The following is a 23,075-nucleotide window of genomic DNA, read 5'->3' on the forward strand; positions in this document are numbered from 1 at the left end:
AACGACCCAATTGAATCAGGCTTTGATGACGTGGGCGGCCGGAGTCCGGTACTTGCCACGACTGTCCACGATCAGCGGAGCAGCGCGCAGGATCAGGTCGTAGTCGAAACGCTCGTGGTCGGTAGCCAGTACTACGGCATCAAAGGAGGCCAGATTCTCCGCAGTAAGCGACTCACTGGTCAGCTCGAAGTGATGCTCGCGCATCTTCGGGAACACTGGCACGTGCGGGTCGCTATAAGCGACTATACCGCCCTTGGCCTCAATCAACTCCATGATTTCCACGGATGGTGATTCACGCATGTCGTCGACGTTCTTCTTGTAGGCGATGCCCAGCACAAGTACCCGACTGGCCTTGAGCGCACGACCGCGGTCGTTGAGCCCGCCCATCAGCTTGCCCACCACGTATTCAGGCATGGCCTTGTTGACCTCGCCGGACAACTCGATGAAACGGGTGTGCAAGCCGTACTCGCGAGCTTTCCAAGTCAGGTAGAACGGGTCGATCGGGATGCAATGCCCACCAAGGCCAGGGCCAGGGTAGTAGGGGGTAAAGCCGAAAGGTTTGGTAGCTGCAGCATCAACCACCTCGAAGATGTCGATACCCATACGGTCGGCGACCACCTTCATCTCGTTAACCAAACCGATGTTCACAGCGCGGTGGATATTCTCCAGCAGCTTGGTCAGCTCAGCAGCCTTGGTCGAGCTGACAGAAACCAACCGATCGATAGCCTGCTCATAGAGCGCGATACCGACCTGCAGACACTTAGATGTATGCCCACCGATAACCTTTGGAATGGTTCGCGTTTCAAAATTTGGATTACCTGGGTCTTCACGCTCAGGCGAGTAAACCAAGAAGATATTCTCGCCCACAGTAAGACCGCCTTCCTGAACGCGCGGCAGCAACTCTTCCTCAGTTGTACCCGGGTAGGTAGTACTTTCCAGTGAAAGCACCTGTCCCGCACGCAGATAAGGCTTGATGGCATTGGTGGTGTCGATCACGAAGCTCATATCCGGCTCGCGATACTTGTTCAACGGAGTCGGTACGCAGAGAATCAGCGCATCGCACTGACTGGCCCGACGGAAGTCAGTGGTCGCCTCGAAGCCGGATGCACGAGCTTTGCTGATGCGCTCACAGGCAATGTGCTCAATGTAACTCTGACCAGCATTGAGCTTGGCGACTTTGTCGGCATCAATGTCTATGCCGAGCACACGGTACCCAATAGCGTTGTAGCGAAGCATCAGGGGCAGACCAACATATCCGAGCCCTACAATGCCAACAACCGCTTCCTTACTTTTAAATTTAGCAATACTTACTTCGCCAACATCCATTGATCAAATCGCTCCGCAAATTCAAAGAAAATATAATTTTTTGAGGGTTGACGCCTTTCAATAATCTAATCTATTGATTCGATTTTATTTAACCTTGGGCGGCATATTTTACGCGTCTACTGCACTAAAGCCGTCCGCGACTGGACAGACGCCTGGCTGTCGGCTGCCGAGACTGGCATCCAAGCGCAAATTGGAAACTGTCACGACAACACCCTATAAATGAACGGAAACACACCTAGAAAAACCAACAATCCTACCGTTAAGTGGTTGGTCCACCCGCATTGACCTGAAGCTGGCGAGCATGTGTGAATTGACCGAGAACCCAGACCTGCACTGCAACGCAGCGACTCATCCAAAGCAACCTGCCAATCCAAGCCCGAATCAGCAAAAAAGATCAGTAACCAATACTGAGATGTGCATGCATGGGGGGGATGATACACGACAGGCGCACGGTTACGAAGTACAAACCGACCAATAGCTGGCAGTTTACTATCATTACAGAAGCGCTTAAGTGGCCTGGAATGGGCCGCCCAGAGGCAATCAGCAAGCCCCACCCGACGCATCTGATTCAGAGCAGTGTATTGGCAAATTGGACTTTCCGTGTTGATGGATCGAAGCAGGTTTGGGTCGGTGGACTGCCCCGGTTACCTGTGCGACGCCATCTTCCTCATCACGCAGACGAACATCCCGCATGCCAGTAGTACGGCAATCAGCATCAGCGGAAAGCGCAACAAGATGATTATGGTCAGCACGAATGCGCCGGCCGAGGCCAATAAACCAATGAAGGTGAATGAGTACAGGATAAAACGCAGAAATGTCATGATCAGACTCTCGAAATTGATCAACCATGGTGTCCCGCAGGACACTCATCGCCGGGTGTGTGATGAGGCAACAGACCGGCTACTCGGTAGCCAGCAGCTCCAGTTTGTCCGCCAATGTTTCTTGGCCTGTTGCGCGGATGTCAGGTAGTGGTAGATTGATTTCAGCAGCGGGGAAGAACTCTTCAACAATGGCACTGCTGTCCTCTTCACTATCCTCAAATGCGCCATTGCTGAGACCTTGCCGTGCGGCGAGATCCAGTGCTGCCTGGTCGAATCCAGCGGACTGCCGGATGTCGTGCAATTGCTTGGCGGCCATTAGCGCCTCTTCCATCGTGATGCCGCTGCGCACGATGATGTCTGCATAGAAGATTGGTGCGCCGTGGCTCTGGCGGGTGGACTTGCCCCGCAGACGCAGCTCCAGTGGTAAACAAGCCAGCCGATTCCCTGAGATAGCCTGGAAATACTGCAGTCTAGCCGCCAGGGTGCGGATGCTGTTGAAGCCGGTGGTGCGGAACACAAAGCTGCCCAGCAGATCCTCATCACCTATGACTACGTTTAGTCGACCATAGGGCTTACAGGCACCTCCTTTCGCGAGTGCACAGGCATCAGGTGAAGGACAGGGTAAGGACTGCATACCTTCCTGAGTGACACGCTTGCAAGTTTCACCGTTGCCCACACAAATCGGACGTCCAGACTGGCGGTCAAACAAGGTGTAGTCAGCCCGAAAGTTCAACTCAGGCTCGTTGAATAGCAGCCTTACCGGAATGCTACGCAGCTTGTCATCTTGGCTCTTGCGCAGCTCATCATTGAGCGGGTGCAGTAACCAGCCATCCCGGCCTTGTACTTGTGAGGTGATAGTGAATTGATCGTCTTTCTCCGGTAGGCGTTTGCCGTTTTTCTCGATGACCTTGCCGATGGATATACGTCCGAGTACTGGCGGGGTAATTGCTAGACCTTTAAGCATGGTTTTCTCCTTCAAACAAAAAATAAAGCCACCCATCAGTACGAACTGATTGGGTGGCTAAGTGGTGGTGATTGATGAATCAGGCGACCAGGAAACGGCGACTGCCTTCCTTGACCTTGGCGTAGCGAACTTGCAGGTGAGGTCTTTCTTTGATGAGGGTTTCAACGTCCAACACAGTGCTGTCTTTTGATTTCTTCCAGCTGACATAGCCACTGGAAAACTCTGCGCGGGTGGCATCGCCCATGGCTTGTTGCAAGGTCTGCTTGAGCTGCGCTTCATGAGATTGCTGCTGGGCAATCCGCTGACGCACAGATTTCAGTTCCACGTAGGCCACTGACAAGGCTGGATCTGCAGAGAAGTCCACGGTTTGGCCGTTGTCTTCGGGGTAGAGGCAACGCAGTGCCAGATCAGCTGAATCCGAACCGTCAGCAGGGGGAGGGGTATCGGTGATGACGTACTCCCAGAACTTTCGTTCCAGTTGGATGAGCCGGGCAATCATTTGCTCATTACGCTCGATACGGTGGATTTCCAAGTGCTGACCACCCAACAAAACCGCCACATCAGCTGCTTGCTTGCCGGTGACGGCGAGCTGGTGCATCACCTGCAGCTGCACATACTCAGGCACGCCTTCCTTCCAGAGTCGTGCACCGTTAATGCCGGCGGTTTTACACTCCAGAATCTGAACATCAGTTGCACTGACTATTTCCCTGCCTATGTTCGCCAACATCCAGCTCAGGTCGGTATCTGGGTGTTGCAGTACGGCGTTGATGCGACGCACGCGATTGCCACTGCGCTTGGTGTAATGGGCAGCAACAATGGGTTCAAGAATGTTGCCCCAGTACGCGGGGCTTTCTTCATCCTGGGGATCGATCTTGGGTAAAGCGGCGTCTCTGCCAGTTTTCTCCATCCATAACTCCAGCTGGGATTTGTATGGATTAAGTCCAACAGCCGCAGCGGCATCTGAACTGCCAATGCCGCGCTTACGTATCTCCAGCCAGTCTTCACGCGGCAGCGCTTTGGTGGTTACCAGGCGGAGTGCGGGGCGAGATTTTGACACGGGGCTTTGCTTGGTTTGAGTTTTCATAGTTGGTCTCCTTGAAGACAAAAAAGCCCGACCAGCAGAAGCTGATCGGGCTGATTGGTTTGTGGGTTTAAGGGAATGGATTAAGCAGCGAGTCGCAGCGCCGCATCTAATGCACGTTGCTTGATCTGAGCACCTTGTCCGAACCAAGCCGAATCCATGCGGAATTCGTTGCTGCGGGCTCGGCGCTCGTGATCGACATACTCGGTAACGGCATTGAGCAGTCCCCAAGCCGTTCCTTTAGATGATTCCAGCGTTGCTCCACGACCTTTGCCTTCATAGAGGCTCTGTACCTTGCGCAGCGCCCGTTCATTCGGTAGGACCTCAGGAAGCGGGCTGTTCGGACTGGTTTCACACAGCACGTTCATGAAGTAACCCATGGCTTCATGCCATTGAACCTTACGCTCAGCCAAAGAGCGCATGCGGTACATGAAATCGTCCCATTGCGAGACTGCGATACCCAGCTGCTTCTTCACAGCCCTTGGATCGAATCGGGTGCTGTGAGGCACCTTGATCGAACGACAGGCACCATCCAAGGCAATGGTCAGGGTGTTATTGCAGACGACACGCACGGTGGTGGGTGTAGCAGTCGTGGCAAGTGTTCCGTCGCATGATGTTGCCAGCAGCAAGTAGCCGTTTACCTGATCATTACCCTTCAATGCGGTTGTTTGTCCCGTGCGTGCCAGCGCCCAGAACTTACGGCCACCTTTCAACACGCCTGCCGTTTCCAGCTCATATCCAGATACTTCGGTCAGATCCCGGTAGAACTCCAGCACTTCACGAGGCTGCACTATCTGGTAGCGATTGGACACTACGGACAGGGGTGCCTTGTTGTCTGATCGATACAGCACCTTCTGCTCTGGGAATGAGTGAATAGTGCCGAGGTGAGCCACGGCATCAGCCTTGAAGTGCACAGGGCTTTCTTCGATCTGCCAGTTCATTCCGGCTTCACGTTGCCAGACTTCCAGCGGTTGTTTTTGGGTAAGACGATTGCCCAGGCCATGCCATGCCATGGGGTGTTGCCGACATAAGCCATTTGTTCGAGTTGATGAGCCATAAGGAGGATTCCTTTTTGTAAGGGCAGGCATAAGCGCTGCGCAAAGCGCAGCACTGATCTGATTGGTTGTTGGGGGTGGGGTTAGTGGTTAAGCAGAAGCGATGTTCTGGTTAAAGCGATATCCGCAGTCCAGACAGAGGTTGTTGGCAAGGAAGCGACGATCGAGCTGATTGCCCAGCTGGGCACCAATAGCGCAGCCGCTAGCTCCTCCTGCTAGACCGCCAAGGATGGCTCCCGAGAGTGCTCCGAGAGTAATACCAGCAGGTCCAGCTATGACGCCGACGGCGGCACCGATTTCACCGCCTGCCAAGGCGCCACTAACCCCTTTAGCGGCACCGCCAACGGTACCGACTGCGGCTCCGACCGTAAGCGCTCCATAGACCCCACCTCCCTCTGGAGAGGTTTTGCGTTTTACAGTGGCGTCGTTGGTTGGCAGTTCCAAGGCAGCAGCGCTTCGTAGGCTTCAACGCTGTTGGCCAGCGGCAGGCGTTCGAGGACATGGCGCAGCCAGGCGTAGGGCTCCTGGCCATTGGTCTTGGCGGTTTCCACCAGGCTGTAGAGTTGGGCGCTGGCGGTCGCGCCTTTCGGCGTGTCGCTGAACAGCCAGTTCTTGCGACCTATGACGAAGGGCCGGATCGCGCGCTCGGCAGCGTTGTTATCGATCTGCAGGTGGCCAGCCTCGATGTAGCGTTCGAGTCGGCTCCAGTTGCTCGCCAGGTAGTTCACTGCTTTGCCCAGGGCATTCTGCGCCGTGACCTGCGGCTGGGGTTTCTCCAGCCAGGTCTTGAGCTGATCGAGGAGCGGTAGGCTGTGCTGCTGGCGGCCCCGGTAGCGCTGTTCATCGCTGGCATCCTTAAGTTCGCGCTCGATGCCGTAGAGCTTGTTGATCATCCCCAACGCGATGTCGGCACGCCCGGTTTTGCCCTTCGGTTGCACCTTTTGCGCTTCGACGAACTTGCGCCGCGCATGCGCCCAGCAGGCCAGGCGCTCAACACCTTGTTGTGCGGCCACGGCGTTGTAGCCGGCGTAATCGTCGGTCATCAGGTAGCCGCGATAACCGTCGAGCAGGCGCAGCGGCACCTCCTGCGCGCGGCTGGTTGTGTAGTCGAAGAGGATCACCGGTTTGCCAGGCGGGCCACCGGTCTGCACCCACATCCAGGAGTGGCTGCTCGGATCGCGCCCAGGCTCCTTGAGCACCTGCACGCGGGTTTCATCGCAGTGGATCACCGGACTGTCCAGCAGCCTGTCGCGCATCAGGTTGAGCAACGGTTGTAGCAGTTCGCCGCACTGGATCACCCAGCGCGCCAGGGTCTGCCGGGGGATGTCGATGCCATGGCGACTGAGCATCTTTTCGAAGCGATACAGTGGGATGCCGTCGGCGTATTTGCTGGTCAGCAGCATCGCCAGCACGCTCGGGCTGGCCAGGCTTTTCTCGATCAGTTGGGCCGGTTTGTCAGCGGTGACCGGCGCGCTTTCGCAGGCCTTGCAGGCATAGGTCTTGCGAATGTGGCGGATCACCTGAACCTGCATCGGGATGATTTCCAGCTGCTCGCTGGTTTCTTCGCCGATGGCCTGCTTGCGGCAACCGCATTCGCAGGTCAGTTCGTGTTCGGGCAGTTCGTGGATGACCTCGACACGCGGTAGTTCGGCCGGTAACGGCTTGCGCTTGCCGCGGCGCTTGGTCGGCGCAACGACTTCTTCCTCGACCTCAGCGGCCGGAGCTTCAGCCGCCGCTTCGGCCAGGCTTTCCGCTTCGTTGAACATCTCTAGCTGCGGTGAATCCGGGTCGCTGCTCTGCTCGGATTTACGGCCGAACAGGCGCTGGATCAACAGCGCGTTTTGTTCGCGCAGGCGCTCGATCTGCCCATCCTTGTCCTTGGCCAATTCCTGCGCCGACGACAACACCTCAGCGAGCAATTGCTTGAGCGCGGCGGGGTCATCAGGAAGGGTTTCGGGCACAGAAATCATGCCTTGGATTATACCGGCTCAGGTGACGAACCTAGGGAAACCCTGAAGAAGACTTCCTGAATTTGGCAAAATACCTGAACTCCACCCGCCGAGTTTTCCGATGAAGCAGATGACCTTCGCCGACGCCGAGTACGCCGGCAAGCGCAAGCAAACCCGCAAAGAGCTGTTCCTGATCGAGATGGATCAGGTTGTGCCGTGGAAGGGTTTGATTGCCTTGATCGAACCGCATTACCCCAAGGGTGAAGGCGGACGTCCAGCCTATCCGCTGATGGCGATGTTACGGGTTCATTTGATGCAGAACTGGTTCGGCTACAGCGACCCGGCGATGGAGGAGGCTCTGTACGAGACCACCATCCTGCGCCAGTTTGCGGGTCTGAGCCTGGAGCGCATTCCCGACGAAACCACCATCCTCAACTTCCGCCGATTGCTGGAGAAACACGAACTGGCTGCGGGCATCTTGGCCGTCATCAATGGCTATTTGGGTGACCGCGGTTTGTCATTGCGCCAAGGCACCATCGTCGATGCCACGCTGATCAATGCGCCGAGTTCGACCAAGAACAAGGACGGTAAGCGTGACCCGGAAATGCACCAGACCAAGAAGGGAAACCAGTATTACTTCGGCATGAAGGCGCACATCGGCGTCGATGACGAGTCGGGTTTAGTGCATAGCGTGGTCGGCACGGCAGCCAATGTTGCAGACGTTACTCAGGTCGACAAGCTGCTACACGGCAAAGAAAACATGGTGGGTGCCGACGCGGGTTACACCGGCGTAGAGAAGCGGCCAGAACATGAAGGCCGTGAAGTGATCTGGCAGATCGCAGCCCGCCGCAGTACGTACAACACGTTGAGTAAGCGCAGCGCGCTATACAAAGCCAAGCGCAAGATCGAGAAGGCCAAAGCCCAGGTGCGCGCCAAGGTCGAGCACCCGTTTCGGGTGATCAAGCGGCAGTTCGGCTATGTGAAGACGCGCTTCCGTGGCCTGGCCAAAAACACCGCACAACTGGTAACGCTGTTCGCCCTGTCGAACCTGTGGATGGCCCGTCGACATTTGCTGACGAATGCAGGAGAGGTGCGCCTGTAATGTGGGAAATGACCGCTGCGAGGTGCTCGCGGCGGCCAGAAACACCGAAATGAGCGGATGACTTGATCGTTTTTGATCAGTTTTCCGCTTTCAAAATCAGCGGAGGCTGAAGTTGACCGGAAATACAGGGCTACTTCAGACCATCCCTAGGGGTCAAAACCTGGTGCGGCCGGTTGCGCCACAGGTCGATACCGTCCAACAACCAGTTCAACTCCTGGGCCGTCAGCACGATCGCATCTTCGCCAGGTTCCGGATGCGACTTGAAGCGTTCAGCCTCCAATCGCTTGAGCCACAGGCAAAAGCCGTTGCGCTCCCAATACAAAATCTTCACCCGGCTGCGCGCGCGGTTGAGGAAGACGAACAGCACCGGGTCGAACACCGCCACCTTGATATCCAGCTCGACCAGGGCGGCCAGGCCATCGATGGATTTTCGGAAATCCACCGGCTTGGGGTATAGATAGACTTTTTCGACTTTGGCGTCGGGGCGCATCATGACGGCTGGCTCCAGAAAGAAATTGGAGCTCAGCATTGGCTGGCCTGCGGATCATTTGTAGATGAGGTTTATGGAGCGCTTACGCTCAAAGCATGGTTTGAGTGTGTGTCTACGGGGTAGCACCAGCACTAGACCACGATATTTCTAGCAGTAGTGAGGCCGTGCTACTGGTGAGCACGTACCTGCTAATCACATCGGCGAAATCTCTGTTTGTAATCGGCAAAACACAAACAGCCTTACAGATATTTTCCAAACCATAGAAAACAAAAAGGCTGCATAAAGCAGCCTTTGATTCCGGGAAAATGGGAAAGTGACAATTATTGACACAGCTCTACAGGATGCCCACGCAAGATATTTGCATACCTAGGTGACAGCCAGTTATTTCCTTTATGTTGCGCCGTATCCAGCAAGGGGAATGCATCTATAACCAGATGCCCCGGCTCAATCTTGCACAGCCACTCTCTGCCTGTAGCTTTGTGAATCATTAACAGCTTGTAGTAGTCAGTAGTACAGCTTTTCACCATCCTCTGCACACCAGCATAGCGCCAGCTAACACCCATAAACTCAAGCTCATTACATTCTATGCTGCCATCCATGCTTGTTATGATTTTGTAGTCAGCAGATTTAAGCATCGCATTCAGCACAGCAGGGCTAGATTCTAGAAGATTCTTTTCTTCTATCATCGCCTGCTTAATCTCACTCTCTACAACAGCACCAGCATCAATGCTCGCCAGCTCAGATACAAGCTTTTCTCTTTCTTCTTTCAAAGTTAGCAGCTTGTCTTTAGTTTCTGGTAGATCGAGCATATCCAGCTCAATCAGCTTACTGATATTTCTGGACACAACAGACAACTGCTCTTCTATGACAATCTTTCTCTTTTCAGAGGTTGATAATGTTTGCTTCTGTAAAGCTCTCTGCAATCCACTAAAGGCCGTACAAAGGTAAATGTATAACACAAGATTATAAGGAATAGATTTATTATTCTTGCATCCTAAGTCTTTATTTCTATGATGACTCAAACACCTAAAAGCGTTTGGCTTGCCGTTAGTGTTATGCACAATCATCGTACTGTCACAGTGACTGCACACGACAAGACCAGATAGAAAGTTAGCTTTACCTGTCTTGGTTGGCTTGGCTGTCTTCCGCTGTTCAATCAGCTTTTGAACAAGAAAGAATCTTTCTTTCTCTACAATTGCAGGATAGGCATCTGGTATTTCTTCCCGCTTCCTTTCCTCTGCTGCTTCTGTATTGGCCCATACACCAATCGCCGCCCTGTTACGCAGCCATGCCGCAACAGTTGGCCCGCTAACCTTTTCTAGCCCTTCAATCTTTCTCTTTTTAAGCTCTACGGCAATGCTATGTACGCCCATCGCTTGAATGTAAAGATTAAATACTTCTTGCACAGCTACAACAACTTCAGGCTTTAGACCGCCCTCAGCAGTCAGCCACATCGGCACATTCCTTTTTACCTGCTTACCTTCCTTGGCTTCTTTCCGTCTGAGGTCATACGATGCCGATACACGCTCTGACAATATTTTACTGTACCCATATGCAGCCTGAATCTTTGCCACCAGTAGAAAAGCATGGCTACCATTCAAGCTTTCTTTTGTGTAGGTAATACCATCATCTAGGGTGCAAATATCAACACCAGCTTTCAGGATGGGGGTTATCAATTCCCAAGCATCAACCATCTTTCTGCGCGTAGCTCGGTCGAATGCTTCCAGCAGCACAAGATCACCGGAACGAATCAACCCCGCTTCGATAGCAGCAGCAATCTTGAGCATTCCAGATGCTTGCTTGTATTTCTTCCTTTCATCAGCAAACCCCGATTTCCCGAGGTCTTCAAACACAAGATTACTTTTCACATAATCAGGATGGGCAGCTAGCCAGCGGTCTATAGCTTCCCGTTGACGCTGGTAACTATTCCCTTCCGATTGTTTGAAGCTGGAAAAGCGAATGTAGGGTATCGCCTGCTTTGTCATTGCTTCGCATCCTTGGGCAGCACCTTGGCCAGCATCCTGTACAGGTTGAGCAGCACCAGCACATCTACCCCGCTTTCCTGAATTTCTCGCATAGTCATTAGGCCAAGCTGCCTGTAGGCATTCTGTAGTATTGGCATTGTGCTACCCCCTGATCTACTTGAACAGGCTATAGACTACCTAATGTAAAAGTAGCTCCCAGCCTTTGATCACCCGGCCGGTGCCGATCACGCACTGGAAGGCTTTGCCGCGATCATAGGATGAGTCGAACTTACTGCCATCTTCTAGAAAACCATTGTATTGGGTAGTGATCAGCGCACCTTTGACCACTGCCTTGCCGTCACCCAACTGGATGTCTTCGATCTTCAATTCATCGTTCATGCTGTGCTGCTCTCTTGTCTGGTTCGCCCGCGGGGATGGCTGCCGCCTTCACAGCCGAGACAACCTGGTGGTCTGTCGAGTCACTTTTGCACAGGTTCCAATATAGCCAACAGCGCCGACAGGCCATCATCCAGCTGATTGCAGATCGCGACAGGCAAGGCCGCGAGGATGCGCGCCTCATTGTCGACATGGGCCTCCACCGCCTGGTCGATCAGTTCCAGGCCTGCCGGGGTGAGTTGCACCAGCAGGCTGCGAGCATCACTGGGGTTGGGGATGCGGCTGATCCTGCCGGCGGCTTCCAGCTGCTGCAGCTGCCGGGTCATGGTGCCGGAGGTGATCATCAGCGCCGAGAACAGGGCCGTGGGCGCCAGGCAATAGGGAGCGCCGCTGCGCCGCAAGGTCGCCAGCACATCGAACTCCCAAGCACTCAAGCCGAAGCGCTCAAACACCGGTAGCAGCTCGCGGCGCAACAATGCCGAGCAGCGGCCAATACGGCCGATCACCCCCATCGGGCTGACATCCAGATCCGGCCGCTCTTGGGCCCATTGCTGGAGGATGAGATCAACAGCATCGGCTGGGCGTGACGGGTGCATGGCGGACTCTCCAAAAATTATCTTGAATTCAAGATAAATTCGACTTAGGCTGAAATTATCTTGAATGCGAGACAATCTACAGGATAACCATCATGCTGCGTACCCCCTGGTTCAACACCTTGCTCACTGCCCTGGCTCCCTTGATCTGGGGATCCACCTATATCGTCACCACCGAGTGGTTGCCGCCTGATCGCCCCTTTGTCGCCGCAATGCTGCGAGCCCTGCCGGCCGGTCTGTTGCTGGTGCTGTGCTGCCGTCAGCTACCGACGCGCAGTGACTGGGGCCGTATGCTGGTACTCGCCGCACTGAATATCGGCTGCTTTCAGGCCCTGCTATTCGTCGCGGCCTACCGCCTGCCCGGTGGCCTGGCGGCCGTGGTCGGGGCGGTGCAACCCCTGCTGCTGATGGGCCTGCTCTGGGGCCTGGAGGGTCGACGCCCAGCTCAGGTGACCATTGGTGCCAGCCTGCTGGGAGTTGCCGGCATGGCGGCACTGCTGCTGTCACCCGATTCGCGCTGGGACACCCTGGGGATTGTCGCGGCCTTCGCCGGCATGAGCTGCATGGCGCTAGGGACTTACCTGACCCGACGCTGGAAGAGCGACCTGGCTTTGCTGCCCTTTACCGGCTGGCAGCTGTTGCTGGGCGGGCTGATGCTGCTGCCGCTGGCCGTGCTGGTCGATCCGCCCTTGCAGAGCCTGAGCATCAGCCAGGGTCTGGCCTATGCCTACCTGTCGCTGTTCGGTGCGCTACTGGCCTACGTGCTGTGGTTCCGCGGCATTGCCCGCCTGTCACCCGTGGCCGTTTCTTCACTGAGCCTGCTGAGCCCGGTGGTGGCCGTCTTGATCGGCTGGCTGCTACTGGATGAGCGTATCACCGGCGTGGCCCTGATCGGCCTGCTGACCGTACTGGGCAGCATCCTCGCCGTGCAGTGGACCAGCAACGCCCCCAAGGCCTCTAGCCAGCCCAAAGATTCTTCCCTGAGCAACCCTGTATAACGGAGCCTGCCATGACCAACACTGTCAAACACCTGATCGAATCCCGGGTATCCACCACGCGTTACCAGGGCGGTCGCGAACTGCCCGAGCCCGTCATCCGCGAGCTGGTTCAGCTGGCCACCCGCGCCCCCACGGCCTTCAACCTGCAGAACTGGAAATTTATCGCCGTACAGTCCGCAGCGGCCAAGGCGCGCCTGTACGAGCTGGCCTACCAGCAACGCCAGGTGCTAGATGCCTCGGTGACCTTTATCGTCTGCGGCACTCTTGAGGCCCACACTCACCTGGCCCAGCACCTGCAACCCTCGGTCGATGTCGGCATCCTGCCCGCCAGCGTCCAGCAGAGCTGGACGGACATGGTCAACCAGAGTCATGCCGACAACCCTCAGCTGCAACGTGAAGAGGCGGTGCGCTCGGCGTCCCTGGCGGCCATGACCATGATGCTGGCCGCGCAGGGCATGGGCCTAGCCAGTGGTGCCATGACCGGCTTCGATGCCGAAGGTGTGGCACAGGCCTTTGCGCTGGAAGCCCATGAGCCGCCCATCCTGCTGGTTACCGTCGGCTATGCCGCCGAGGGCAACTGGCCGCAGAAAGTGCGCCGCCCCGTGCAGGAGGTGCTCGCCTTCGCCTAAGCCAATCGCGGGCGCAGCACTACTGCTCGTGCTGCGCCCGCGGCAGCAGCGCCCGCACATTGCTGGGGCGCTGGCTAAGAAAGCGGGTACAACTGACGCGCAGAAACGAGGCGAAATTCACCACCTCGCCACGGTAGTCCATCACCTCGTCATACAGCTTGGTAATCAGCTGATTGGTGGTCATGCCATCGACTTCGGCGATTTCGCGCAGGATGTCCCAGAACTGATTTTCCAGACGCAGGGTGGTGACCACGCCACGGATGCGCAGTGATCGGGCGCGGGACTCGTAGAGAATCGGATCGGCTTTGACATACAGCTCGCACATGACGGCTCACCTCCCTGAATGTTGGGGCCTGACAGGCCCCGGCAGTTTATAGCGTGATCTGCGTACCCAGCAGGCCGAGAAACGCCGCCAGCCAGTTGGGGTGCGCCGGCCAGGCCGGTGCAGTGACCAGATTGCCCTGCACATGGGCCTGGTCCACGGCGATATCGATATAGCGCCCGCCAGCCAGGCTCACTTCCGGGCCACAGGCCGGGTAGGCGCTGCACTCGCGGCCTTTAAGCACACCGGCGGCAGCCAACAACTGCGCGCCGTGGCAGACAGCAGCAATCGGTTTGCCGGCCTTGTCGAAGGCCTGCACCAGCGCCAGCACCTGAGCGTTCAAGCGCAGGTACTCCGGGGCGCGACCACCGGGAATCAGCAGGGTGTGGTAGTTTTCGGCCTTAACCTGAGCGAAGTCGAAATTAAGGGCGAAGTTATGCCCGGGTTTTTCGCTGTAGGTCTGCTCACCTTCAAAATCGTGGATGGCGGTGCGTACGCTTTGCCCGGCAGTCTTGTCCGGGCACACCGCGTGCACCTGGTGACCGACCATCAGCAGTGCCTGAAACGGCACCATCACTTCGTAGTCTTCGACGTAGTCGCCGACCAGTATGAGAATCTTCTTCGCTGCCATGTGCCTGCTCCCTTCAATAAATTGAGAAGCTCAGAGTGTTATCCCGATCCGCCCGGTGCGGGTAATAGCCCGGTACTACAGGGCAAGCGATGGATAAACGGTCAGCGAGGAAATGGAGAAAGGCAACCTGGATTAAGGAATGGCAGCAAGTAGGTTGGGTTGAGGAGCAAGGCGACGAAGCCCAACTAGGCATGCCACTGCTCGTTGGGCTTCGCTGCGCTCAGCACCAACCTACCTGCGCGCGTCATGCATACCAAGGCTGTACATAGCCGAAGGAAAGGCTGAATTATTCCAGCACTTCCTCATCACGCAGCAGCACATAAGTGCAGCCAGTGTCGTCTTCCAGGTAGTCGTGCACATAGAACATCACGACTTCCCCCAGGCCCGGCTGGGCGGCTACGTAGTCACCGATGTCCACGGCGAAATGGCCTTTGGAACCCGGCTTGGCTTCGCATTCGATACGCGCATTGACGAACAGCTCCGGCGCGCTGTCGCCGAAATAATCCTCACGTTCTGCCGCATCCCAATCGGCTGGAGCTTCGAACGGGCCGCAGAACAATACCTTGGCATCACCCAGATCCACTTCCTCGGCGTCCGGGTCCTGATCATCGGCGCGATAGACCGTGCAGTCCTGCACCTCAGGGTTTTCCAGGATGGCCAGACGGGCCGCCAGTTGTTGCTCAGTATCCATAGGGGGCATAGCTATCTCCGAGCGTTTGGCGATTAAGGTCAGGGCTGATCAACTTGCCGTCCTTCGGCAAGTCAGGCTTAGCAGGCTATGAGCTGTGGTGGCTGCAGCGCAAGCGATGAAATGCATGCAACCGACTCACGGCAGAATATTGTGTGACTTAATTTAGCGTTAAGACTGGCGGCAGAAACTCGCACCCAAGTTCACAGACGAGATTCCGTTTATGGAGCTGCCTTGGGTGTATCACAACTCTGCACTTGCACAGATCGGCCGCGAGCAACCGCCCGGTGGCCCTGGCCCCGGTCGGCCTGACCGGCATGTACGCCCGCCGCGGTGAAGTACAAGCGGCCAAGGCGGCTGCCGCCAAGGGCATTCCCTTTACGCTGTCGACCGTGTCGGTGTGCCCGATTGAAGAAGTCGCGCCAGCTATCGACCGGCCGATGTGGTTTCAGCTGTATGTGCTGAAAGACCGCGGCTTTATGAAAAACGCCCTGGAGCGCGCCAAGGCCGCCGGTGTCACCACCCTGGTGTTCACCGTCGACATGCCCGTACCCGGCGCGCGCTACCGTGATGCCCATTCCGGCATGAGCGGGCCGAACGCTCCTGTGCGCCGCATGCTGCAAGCCATGATCCACCCACGCTGGGCCTGGGATGTCGGCCTGCTCGGCAAGCCCCACGACCTGGGCAATATCTCCGCCTACCGGGGCAACCCCACGGGCCTGGCCGACTATATCGGCTGGCTGGGCAACAACTTCGACCCCTCGATTTGCTGGAAGGACCTGGAATGGATTCGTGAGTTCTGGGACGGCCCAATGGTCATCAAGGGCATTCTCGACCCGCAGGACGCCAAGGACGCGGTGAGCTTCGGCGCCGACGGTATCGTCGTGTCCAACCACGGCGGCCGCCAACTGGATGGCGTGATGTCCAGCGCCCGTGCCCTTCCGGCGATTGCCGATGCGGTGAAGGGTGAGCTGGCAATTCTCGCCGACTCCGGCATTCGCACCGGTCTGGACGTGGTGCGCATGATCGCCCTCGGCGCGGACACGGTGATGCTCGGCCGCGCCTTTATCTACGCCCTGGCCGCCGACGGGGGCGCGGGGGTGAGCAACCTGCTGGAGCTGATCGAGAAGGAAATGCGCGTGGCCATGGTGCTGACCGGGGCCAAGTCGATCAGCGAGATCAATGCCGATTCGCTGGTGCGTGAACTGCACCACGCCGCGTCCTGACGCTGCATCTAATTTCGGAGCCTGCATGAGCCTGCCTGCCGCTTTTCTCACCGCCATCAAGCGCCTGATCCCTGCCGAGCGGCGTTTCGACGACCCGCTGTCGACCCTGGCATTCGGCACCGATGCCAGCTTCTACCGGCTGATCCCCAAGCTGGTGGTGCGCGTCGAGGCAGAGCTGGAAGTGGTCGACCTGCTCAAGCTGGCCGGCGCCCATCAGGTGCCGGTGACCTTTCGCGCCGCTGGCACCAGCCTGTCCGGCCAGGCCATCAGTGACTCGGTATTGATCGTGCTGGGCGATAACTGGAACGGCCGGGAAATCCGCGGCCAGGGCAGCCAGATCCGCCTGCAACCGGGGGTGATCGGCGCCCAGGCTAATGCCGTGCTGGCGCCCTTTCAGCGCAAAATCGGCCCAGATCCGGCGTCGATCAACGCCTGCAAAATCGGCGGCATCGTCGCCAACAACGCCAGCGGCATGTGCTGGACACCGAAGACCCGCTCAGTGTCACACGCTTCTTCTCCACCCACGCCGACCTGCTCGCGCAGCTCAACGAGTTGGGCAAACAGACCCGTGCCAACAGCGCGCTGGCGGCGAAGATTCGCCACAAATACCGGCTGAAAAACACCACCGGCCTGTCGCTCAACGCCCTGGTGGATTTCGACCAGCCGCTGGATATCCTCAGCCACCTGCTGGTCGGCTCCGAAGGCACCCTGGGTTTTATCAGCGCGGTAACCTACAGCGCGGTAACCTACAACACCGTGCCCGACCACCCGCACAAGGCCAGCGCCTTGCTGGTGTTCCCCGATGTGGAGAGCTGCTGCCGTGCGGTGACGCTGCTCAAGCAGCAGCCGGTGTCCGCCGTCGAACTGCTGGACCGCCGTAGCCTGCGCTCGGTACAGAACAAGCCTGGCATGCCGGAGTGGGTCAAGGGTTTGTCCAACAGTGCCTGCGCATTGCTGATTGAATCGCGTGCCGCCAGCCAGAGTCTGCTGCATGAGCAGCTTCAGCTGATCATGGCCTCCATCGCCGACTTCCCCCTGGAAAAGCAGGTGGATTTCAGCGAAGACCCGGCCGTTTACAACCTGCTGTGGAAGATCCGCAAGGACACCTTCCCCGCCGTCGGCGCGGTGCGTCAGACCGGCACCACAGTGATTATCGAGGACGTCACCTTCCCCATCGAACAGCTGGCCGAGGGCGTCAATCGCCTGCTCGCGCTGTTCGATAAACACGGCTACGACGAAGCGATCATTTTCGGCCACGCCCTGGAGGGCAACCTGCACTTCGTCTTCACCCAGGGCTTTGACAGCGAGGCAGAAAAGACCCGCTACGAAGCCTTTATGGACGACGTGGCGCAACTGGTTGCGGTGGAGTTCGGCGGCTCGCTCAAGGCCGAGCACGGTACCGGGCGCAATATGGCGCCCTTCGTCGAGCTGGAATGGGGCGCGGATGCCTACCAATTGATGTGGCAGATCAAGCGCCTGCTCGACCCCCAGGGCATTCTCAACCCTGACGTGATTCTTTCCGACGATCGCGACATCCACCTAAAGAACCTCAAGCCGCTGCCGGCCGCCGACGAGATCGTCGACAAGTGCATCGAGTGCGGTTTCTGCGAGCCGGTCTGTCCGTCCAAGGGGCTGACCCTGAGCCCACGCCAGCGCATCGTGATCTGGCGCGACATTCAGGCAAAAAAGCGCGCCGGCATCGATACCTTTGAGCTGGAAGCGGCCTATCAGTACCAGGGCATCGATACCTGCGCCGCCACCGGCCTGTGCGCCCAGCGCTGCCCGGTGGGCATCAACACCGGCGACCTGGTGCGCCAGCTGCGCGCCCGCGACGCCAACAGCCCGCGCAGCGCCGACTGGCTGGCGAATAACTTCCGCCGCGCCCTGCAGGGCGCGCGGCTGATGCTGCATGTGGCCAACGGCGCGCGCAGGGTCATGGGTGCGCCCCTACTTAGCCGCACTTCGGCGGCACTGAGCAAGGCCAGCCAGGGCCGCGTGCCACAGTGGACGCCAGCGATGCCGCAAGCGGTACAGCGCCTGCAAGTGCCTGCCGTAATGGCGGATACCCGACCACGCGTGGTCTATCTGGCCGCCTGCGTATCCCGCGCCATGGGCCCGGCGGCAACCGATTCCGAGCAAATGCCGCTACTCGACAAGACCCGCGCGCTGCTGGAGAAAGGCGGCTTTCAGGTGGTGTTTCCGGATGAGCTGGACAACCTCTGCTGCGGCCAGCCGTTTGCCTCCAAGGGCTACAGCGAACAGGCCGAACGCAAGAAGCAGGAACTGATCGACGCGCTGCTCAAGGCCAGCCGTGGCGGCCTCGACCCCATCTACTGCGACACCAGCCCTTGCACCCTGCGTCTGTTGCAGGATGGCCTGGACTCACGGCTAAAGCTGCACGACCCGGTGAAATTTATCCGCGAGCAGTTGCTCGACCGTCTGCACATCACCCCGCAGGACAAACCGGTGGCCGTGCATGTCACTTGCAGCACCCAGCATCTGGGCGAGGCGCAGGGGCTGATTGATATCGTCCGTCGCTGCACTTCAGAAGTGGTCATCCCAGAGGGCATTCACTGTTGCGGCTTCGCAGGCGATAAGGGCTTCACCACGCCCGAGCTGAACGATCACGCCCTGCGCAGCCTGAAGTCAGCAGTGCAATATTGCGAGGAAGGCATCAGCACCAGCCGCACCTGCGAAATAGGCCTGAGCCAGCATGGCGGTATCGATTATCACGGGCTGGTCTATCTGCTGGATCGGGTCAGCAGCGCCAGGCCTTGAGTGACCAACGACCCAGTCAATGAGTGAGGGCTTTCTATACTGAAAGCCCTACCTACATCGCTGGAGCCATGCCATGCGCCGTCTTGCCACTTTCCTTGCTACCGCACTCCTCAGCACTTCGCTCTGGGCCATGCACTGCCCGGCGGATATGGCCAAGATCGATGGCCTGCTGAAAACCGATCCGCCGAGCGATGCCGCCGTACTCGCGCAAGTGCAGCAGCTACGCGCCGAAGGCGAAGCCCTGCACAAGGCCGGTAACCACAGCGAATCGGTCAAGGTTCTGGGCGAAGCGCTGCAACTGCTCGAAGCCAGCGAATAGCCCAGACAGAGGCCGAGAAGGTGCTGGTTAAAGCGCCCGCCCTAACAGACTAAGCGCCACGCGGCGCACCTGCGCCAGATCAATCGGCTTGGCCAGGCAAGCCTGGGCGCCGCGCTGGCGTGCTTCGGCAAACACCGCCTCATCTGCCGCAGCACTGATCACCAATACCGGCACCGCCTGCAACCGCGGGTTAAGGCGCATGGCATCCAGCACTTGCATGCCGTCGCCATCGGGTAGATCCAGATCAAGCAACAGCAGGGTCGGCGTACAGTGCTCCAGTTCAGCCAGCGCCCGCTGCACCGAGCCGGCGCCGCGTACCTCGGCAAATTCACGCAGGGCTTCCTGAACCACCTTGAGGCAGGCCGGGTGATCTTCCACACACAGCACCTCGGCCAGCTGCTTGGGCTGCGCCGACATGGACTGCACATCGGCAACAGCCGGTGCTGCCGGTGCCGCCGCGCCGGGCAGGTCAATCCAGAAACGGCTGCCCATGCCGGCGCTGCTGCTAAAGCCTATTTCGCCCGCCATCAAGGTGGCCAGCTCACGACACAACACCAATCCAATACCGGTGCCAGGAATGCTGGAATTCTCCCGACCCAGACGCTGGAACGGCTGGAACAGATTGGCCTGCTGCTCGGCCGTCATTCCCGCACCGTTGTCTTCGACCCACAAACGCACACAGTTCGAGCGCACCTCATAACCCATGCGAATCAGCCCCTGCGGGCTGTTGTACTTGATCGCGTTGGACAGCAGGTTGAGTACCACCTGGCGCACCCTGCGCACATCTGCCTGCACGTAAAGACCGGCATCGGCGTCAGCCAGTACCTGCAGCTGCAACTGACGTTGCTGCACTTCCGGCTGTACCAGCTCGGCGCAGCCATGCAGCAGCGCGCCGACTTCCACCGGTTGTAACTTGAGCTGCTGACGGCGGCTTTCGATGCTCGACAGGTCGAGAATATCGTCCACCAGTGAGGTCAGATGGCGGCTGGCATTGACGATCTCGCGGGCGTAATCGGCCTCCAGCTTGGCCTCGGGCTTGTCCTGCGCCTCCATCTCGATCAACTGACCAAAGCCGTAGATCGCATTGAGCGGCGTGCGCAGCTCGTGGCTCATGCTCGACAGAAAGCGGCTCTTGGCCTGGCTGGCGGCCTGGGCATCCAGACTGGCGCGACGCAGGTCTTCCTGCACCTGTTTGAGCCGCGTGATATCGACATGAGTACCGGCCGCACGCAGGGCTCGGCCCTCGCTGTCACGTTCCAGCACCTTACCGCGGCTCAGTAGCCAGACGTACTCACCCAGAGCATCGGCGTAGCGGTATTCCGCCTCAAAGTTATCCTCACCACTGCTGGCAAACAGCTGACGCAGATGGCGAATACGCTCTACATCATTAGGATGCACGCGCTGATTAAACTCACTGAAACTCATGATCGAATGAGTCAAACCAAAGCGCCTGAGGAAGCGCTCGCTGAGAGTGATGCTCATACCCTCTGCCTCGACCTCCCAGAGACTTTCCGTGGTGCTTTCCAGCACCAGCTGGAGAATTCGTTGCGCCTCCACACGCTGCGCTTCACTGGCCTGCAACTGCTCGCCGGTCTGCTGCACCGCCTCCGCCATGCTCACCAGCTCACGGATCTGACTGCTCGGTGCAGTGGGCTGATAGTTGCCCTGACCCAGCTCGCGCATCATCCCGACAATCCCGTCAATCGGCCGTACCAGCTGCTCACTCAAGCGCCGCGAACGCAGCCACATCAGGGCAAAGAACAGCAGATAGAACAGTGCCAGACCAACAATCAGCAGATAACCGATATGCAGGTAGCGTTCGGCCAGGCGATTGGTCTCACTGAAGATGTGCTCCTCATCCACCACCAGCAACAGTTGCCAGCCGGTCTGCGGGATCTCACTCCAGGCAATCAGCCGATTGCGCCCGCCCAGCACCACTTCCTGCACATTGCTCTGTCCGGCCGCCATGGCCTGCAACAGCGGCTGCATCTCGGCACGCTTGGCCAGGCTGAAGTCTTCAGGCTTGAGCACCTCGCGACGCACCGCTTCGGCATAGGAGTATTCGGTCAGCTCGCGCAGGCCGAAATCCTCTTCGCCAGCACTCGGCAAGGCCATGATGTTGTGGTCGCGGCTGACCAGCATGGCATAGCCCTGCCAGGACACATCCAGCTCGCCAATCTCACCGAGCATCTGCCCGACCGTAATATCCAGCCCCACCACGCCTTCGAGGAAATCACCGCGATACACCGGCGCCACTGCCGACATCATCCAGCCCATACCTGCCGGGTCAAGGTAGACATCGGTCCAGGCCACCTTGCGCTCGGGGTTGTGCTTGGCATCCGCCAGGTAATAAAAGTTGTAATCGGGTATCACCATGTCATGGGGATACTGCTCGGGGGTCATAAAGAAGGGGTAGATGCGGTTGTAACTGTCCCAGGTATTGAAATAGGCTGCCGCCACGCGCGGGTTGGCGGCCTGGATCGAACGCATCAAAGGATCGAGCTGCGACAGGCGCAGGGCCTTGGCGTGATCCTGCTGGGCTAACGGTGTGCTGTTGGCATAAAAGGACGCCGCCCGGCCACCATCGCTGCGGCTGTAGAACACGCCGTCTTCAGTCAGCGCATGGCGCTGGCGCTCTAGCGCATCGGGCTCAAACCTATGGTTATCCAGAGCATTGAGCGCAGCATCACGGAAGATCTGTACCTGCACCTCCACCGATCGCAGGCGGCCATCAATCACCTGACCTTCACGCGCCACCGCCGCAGACAGATCATCCAGCGCGCTCTGCTGCAAATGCTCGATCTGCGCATCGCGAATCGCCGCGTTGCTCAGCAGGTACACCGTGATCAACACCGACTCGACCAGAATCAGCGGAATCAGGGCACTCTGCACAAAAGCGCGCCAGATCCACTGACGTAAAGGGTAACGCGACGCGCGCGGCATACGATGGTCTCATCCAGAAGACATAGCGAATGTGCAGGATGCAATCATAGCCGGCAAGCCCAATCAGCGTCCGCCAGGCAATTGTCGGGTCGACGCTGTGGAGCCTTTGGCGTAAACTCGCGTCTCAGTACCAGCAGCAAAAGCTTTGGGGCCGATTAGGATTCGACGCCGGTAGCGAAGCTCTAGGTGCATGCCGACTTGGTAACAGAAGTCGTAAATCCACTGTTGCAACTTTCTATAGTTGCCAATGACGAAAACTACGAGGGCTACGCTCTCGCTGCGTAAGCGGCGCGACTAGTCCTTCTGGTAGCTTCGGCTCCAGCGATCACTAGGGGATGCCTGTAAACCTGAAGTGATTGTCATGCAGAACAGGATCGCCGCGTAGTACGTTGTGGACAAAGCGGCTAAAACTTACACAACTCGTCCAAAGCACCCTGCCCGTCGGGCGGCTGCGGATTAACTCAATAGACACGGCTAAGCATGTAGTACCGAAAGTGGAGAACTGGCGGACGGGGGTTCAAATCCCCCCGGCTCCACCAAATATACATCTAAGGGCGTCCACGGACGTCTTTTTTGTGCCTGAAATCCAGTTTAAACCGGGCGTTCAGTGCCATTGACGCCGACATACGTCAATTGACGGACACGCCTTTTACATTCCCCCTGACTCAACCGCCTGACGAATCCTGAGGGCGATCGGGTGATGAAGAAACCTGGTAGCATTGTAGACGACTGGTCTATTTTGAAATATATTGCAGCCCACAGGTGAACTCAGACCAGCATCTGGCCTAGCAAACCAGCGC

The 23,075-nt window shown here is 57.9% G+C and carries 16 protein-coding genes, 1 other RNA gene and 4 pseudogenes; 7 read left to right on the forward strand and 14 right to left on the reverse strand.

The annotated features are described in order from the left end of the window. Positions 1-15: 15 nt before the first annotated feature. The 6 genes and pseudogenes from wbpA to tnpC all read right to left on the reverse strand — a co-directional run bounded on the left by wbpA (position 16) and on the right by tnpC (position 7,217). Positions 16-1,326, reverse strand: a complete 1,311-nt coding sequence (wbpA, locus tag BLW24_RS02465; RefSeq protein ID WP_090376290.1) for a UDP-N-acetyl-D-glucosamine 6-dehydrogenase — start codon at positions 1,324-1,326, stop codon at positions 16-18. 900 nt (positions 1,327-2,226) lie between these two features. Beyond that, entirely contained in the window at positions 2,227-3,111 is an 885-nt protein-coding gene (locus BLW24_RS02475) for a recombination directionality factor (RefSeq protein ID WP_090376295.1), read from the reverse strand. A 79-nt stretch (positions 3,112-3,190) separates the two neighbouring features. Further along, positions 3,191-4,195, reverse strand: coding sequence for a YqaJ viral recombinase family nuclease (locus tag BLW24_RS02480; RefSeq protein ID WP_090376298.1), 1,005 nt, complete (start codon positions 4,193-4,195; stop codon positions 3,191-3,193). An 80-nt stretch (positions 4,196-4,275) separates the two neighbouring features. Then, a pseudogene (locus tag BLW24_RS02485) lies at positions 4,276-5,249 on the reverse strand (DUF932 domain-containing protein). 88 nt (positions 5,250-5,337) lie between these two features. Then, positions 5,338-5,559, reverse strand: coding sequence for a hypothetical protein (locus BLW24_RS26315; RefSeq protein WP_244161257.1), 222 nt, complete (start codon positions 5,557-5,559; stop codon positions 5,338-5,340). 101 nt (positions 5,560-5,660) lie between these two features. Continuing rightward, on the reverse strand, positions 5,661-7,217 hold the full coding sequence (gene tnpC / locus BLW24_RS02495) for an IS66 family transposase (protein WP_090376045.1): 1,557 nt from the start codon (positions 7,215-7,217) through the stop codon (positions 5,661-5,663). 100 nt (positions 7,218-7,317) lie between these two features. Between tnpC and BLW24_RS02500 the strand changes: the two genes are divergently transcribed. After that, positions 7,318-8,298, forward strand: coding sequence for an IS5 family transposase (locus BLW24_RS02500; RefSeq protein WP_090375775.1), 981 nt, complete (start codon positions 7,318-7,320; stop codon positions 8,296-8,298). Positions 8,299-8,428: 130 nt separating this feature from the next. On the opposite strand, the gene tnpB is transcribed toward BLW24_RS02500, so the two are convergent. The 4 genes and pseudogenes from tnpB to BLW24_RS02520 form a co-directional block, all read right to left on the reverse strand. Then, complete coding sequence (gene tnpB, locus BLW24_RS02505; protein ID WP_244161067.1) at positions 8,429-8,827, reverse strand: IS66 family insertion sequence element accessory protein TnpB; 399 nt, start codon at positions 8,825-8,827, stop codon at positions 8,429-8,431. Positions 8,828-9,108: 281 nt separating this feature from the next. Continuing rightward, entirely contained in the window at positions 9,109-10,773 is a 1,665-nt protein-coding gene (locus BLW24_RS02510; RefSeq protein WP_090376300.1) for a recombinase family protein, read from the reverse strand. 192 nt (positions 10,774-10,965) lie between these two features. After that, positions 10,966-11,151: pseudogene (locus BLW24_RS02515) on the reverse strand (FKBP-type peptidyl-prolyl cis-trans isomerase); the annotation flags it as partial. A gap of 80 nt (positions 11,152-11,231) precedes the next feature. Further along, entirely contained in the window at positions 11,232-11,744 is a 513-nt protein-coding gene (locus BLW24_RS02520; protein ID WP_090376305.1) for a MarR family winged helix-turn-helix transcriptional regulator, read from the reverse strand. Between the two features lie 92 nt (positions 11,745-11,836). On the opposite strand from BLW24_RS02520, the gene BLW24_RS02525 reads away from it, so the two are divergent. Both BLW24_RS02525 and BLW24_RS02530 read left to right on the forward strand, forming a co-directional pair. Continuing rightward, positions 11,837-12,739, forward strand: coding sequence for an EamA family transporter (locus BLW24_RS02525; protein ID WP_090376311.1), 903 nt, complete (start codon positions 11,837-11,839; stop codon positions 12,737-12,739). An 11-nt stretch (positions 12,740-12,750) separates the two neighbouring features. Next, a complete protein-coding gene (locus BLW24_RS02530) occupies positions 12,751-13,368 on the forward strand; it encodes a nitroreductase family protein (protein WP_090376314.1) in 618 nt (205 codons plus the stop codon). Positions 13,369-13,387: 19 nt separating this feature from the next. On the opposite strand, the gene BLW24_RS02535 is transcribed toward BLW24_RS02530, so the two are convergent. The 3 genes from BLW24_RS02535 to BLW24_RS02545 form a co-directional block, all read right to left on the reverse strand. Continuing rightward, a complete protein-coding gene (locus BLW24_RS02535) occupies positions 13,388-13,693 on the reverse strand; it encodes a ribbon-helix-helix domain-containing protein (protein WP_090376317.1) in 306 nt (101 codons plus the stop codon). A 46-nt stretch (positions 13,694-13,739) separates the two neighbouring features. Further along, on the reverse strand, positions 13,740-14,321 hold the full coding sequence (locus BLW24_RS02540; protein ID WP_090376320.1) for a DJ-1/PfpI family protein: 582 nt from the start codon (positions 14,319-14,321) through the stop codon (positions 13,740-13,742). 286 nt (positions 14,322-14,607) lie between these two features. Continuing rightward, entirely contained in the window at positions 14,608-15,021 is a 414-nt protein-coding gene (locus BLW24_RS02545) for a hypothetical protein (protein ID WP_090376325.1), read from the reverse strand. 272 nt (positions 15,022-15,293) lie between these two features. Between BLW24_RS02545 and lldD the strand changes: the two are divergent. The 3 genes and pseudogenes from lldD to BLW24_RS02560 form a co-directional block, all read left to right on the forward strand. Then, positions 15,294-16,235: pseudogene (gene lldD / locus BLW24_RS02550) on the forward strand (FMN-dependent L-lactate dehydrogenase LldD); the annotation flags it as partial. 25 nt (positions 16,236-16,260) lie between these two features. Then, positions 16,261-19,013: pseudogene (locus BLW24_RS02555) on the forward strand (FAD-binding and (Fe-S)-binding domain-containing protein). A 73-nt stretch (positions 19,014-19,086) separates the two neighbouring features. Next, the gene (locus tag BLW24_RS02560) at positions 19,087-19,332 is read left to right on the forward strand and encodes a hypothetical protein (RefSeq protein WP_090376326.1); all 246 of its coding nucleotides are present in this window, start codon (positions 19,087-19,089) and stop codon (positions 19,330-19,332) included. Positions 19,333-19,359: 27 nt separating this feature from the next. On the opposite strand, the gene BLW24_RS02565 is transcribed toward BLW24_RS02560, so the two are convergent. Then, entirely contained in the window at positions 19,360-22,275 is a 2,916-nt protein-coding gene (locus BLW24_RS02565; protein ID WP_090376329.1) for a hybrid sensor histidine kinase/response regulator, read from the reverse strand. A gap of 147 nt (positions 22,276-22,422) precedes the next feature. Between BLW24_RS02565 and ssrA the strand changes: the two genes are divergently transcribed. After that, positions 22,423-22,814: a transfer-messenger RNA gene (ssrA, locus tag BLW24_RS02570) on the forward strand. The last annotated feature ends 261 nt before the right edge of the window (positions 22,815-23,075 follow it).

The organism is Pseudomonas anguilliseptica, from assembly GCF_900105355.1.
In the GTDB taxonomy this organism is placed as follows: Bacteria; Pseudomonadota; Gammaproteobacteria; order Pseudomonadales; family Pseudomonadaceae; genus Aquipseudomonas; species Aquipseudomonas anguilliseptica.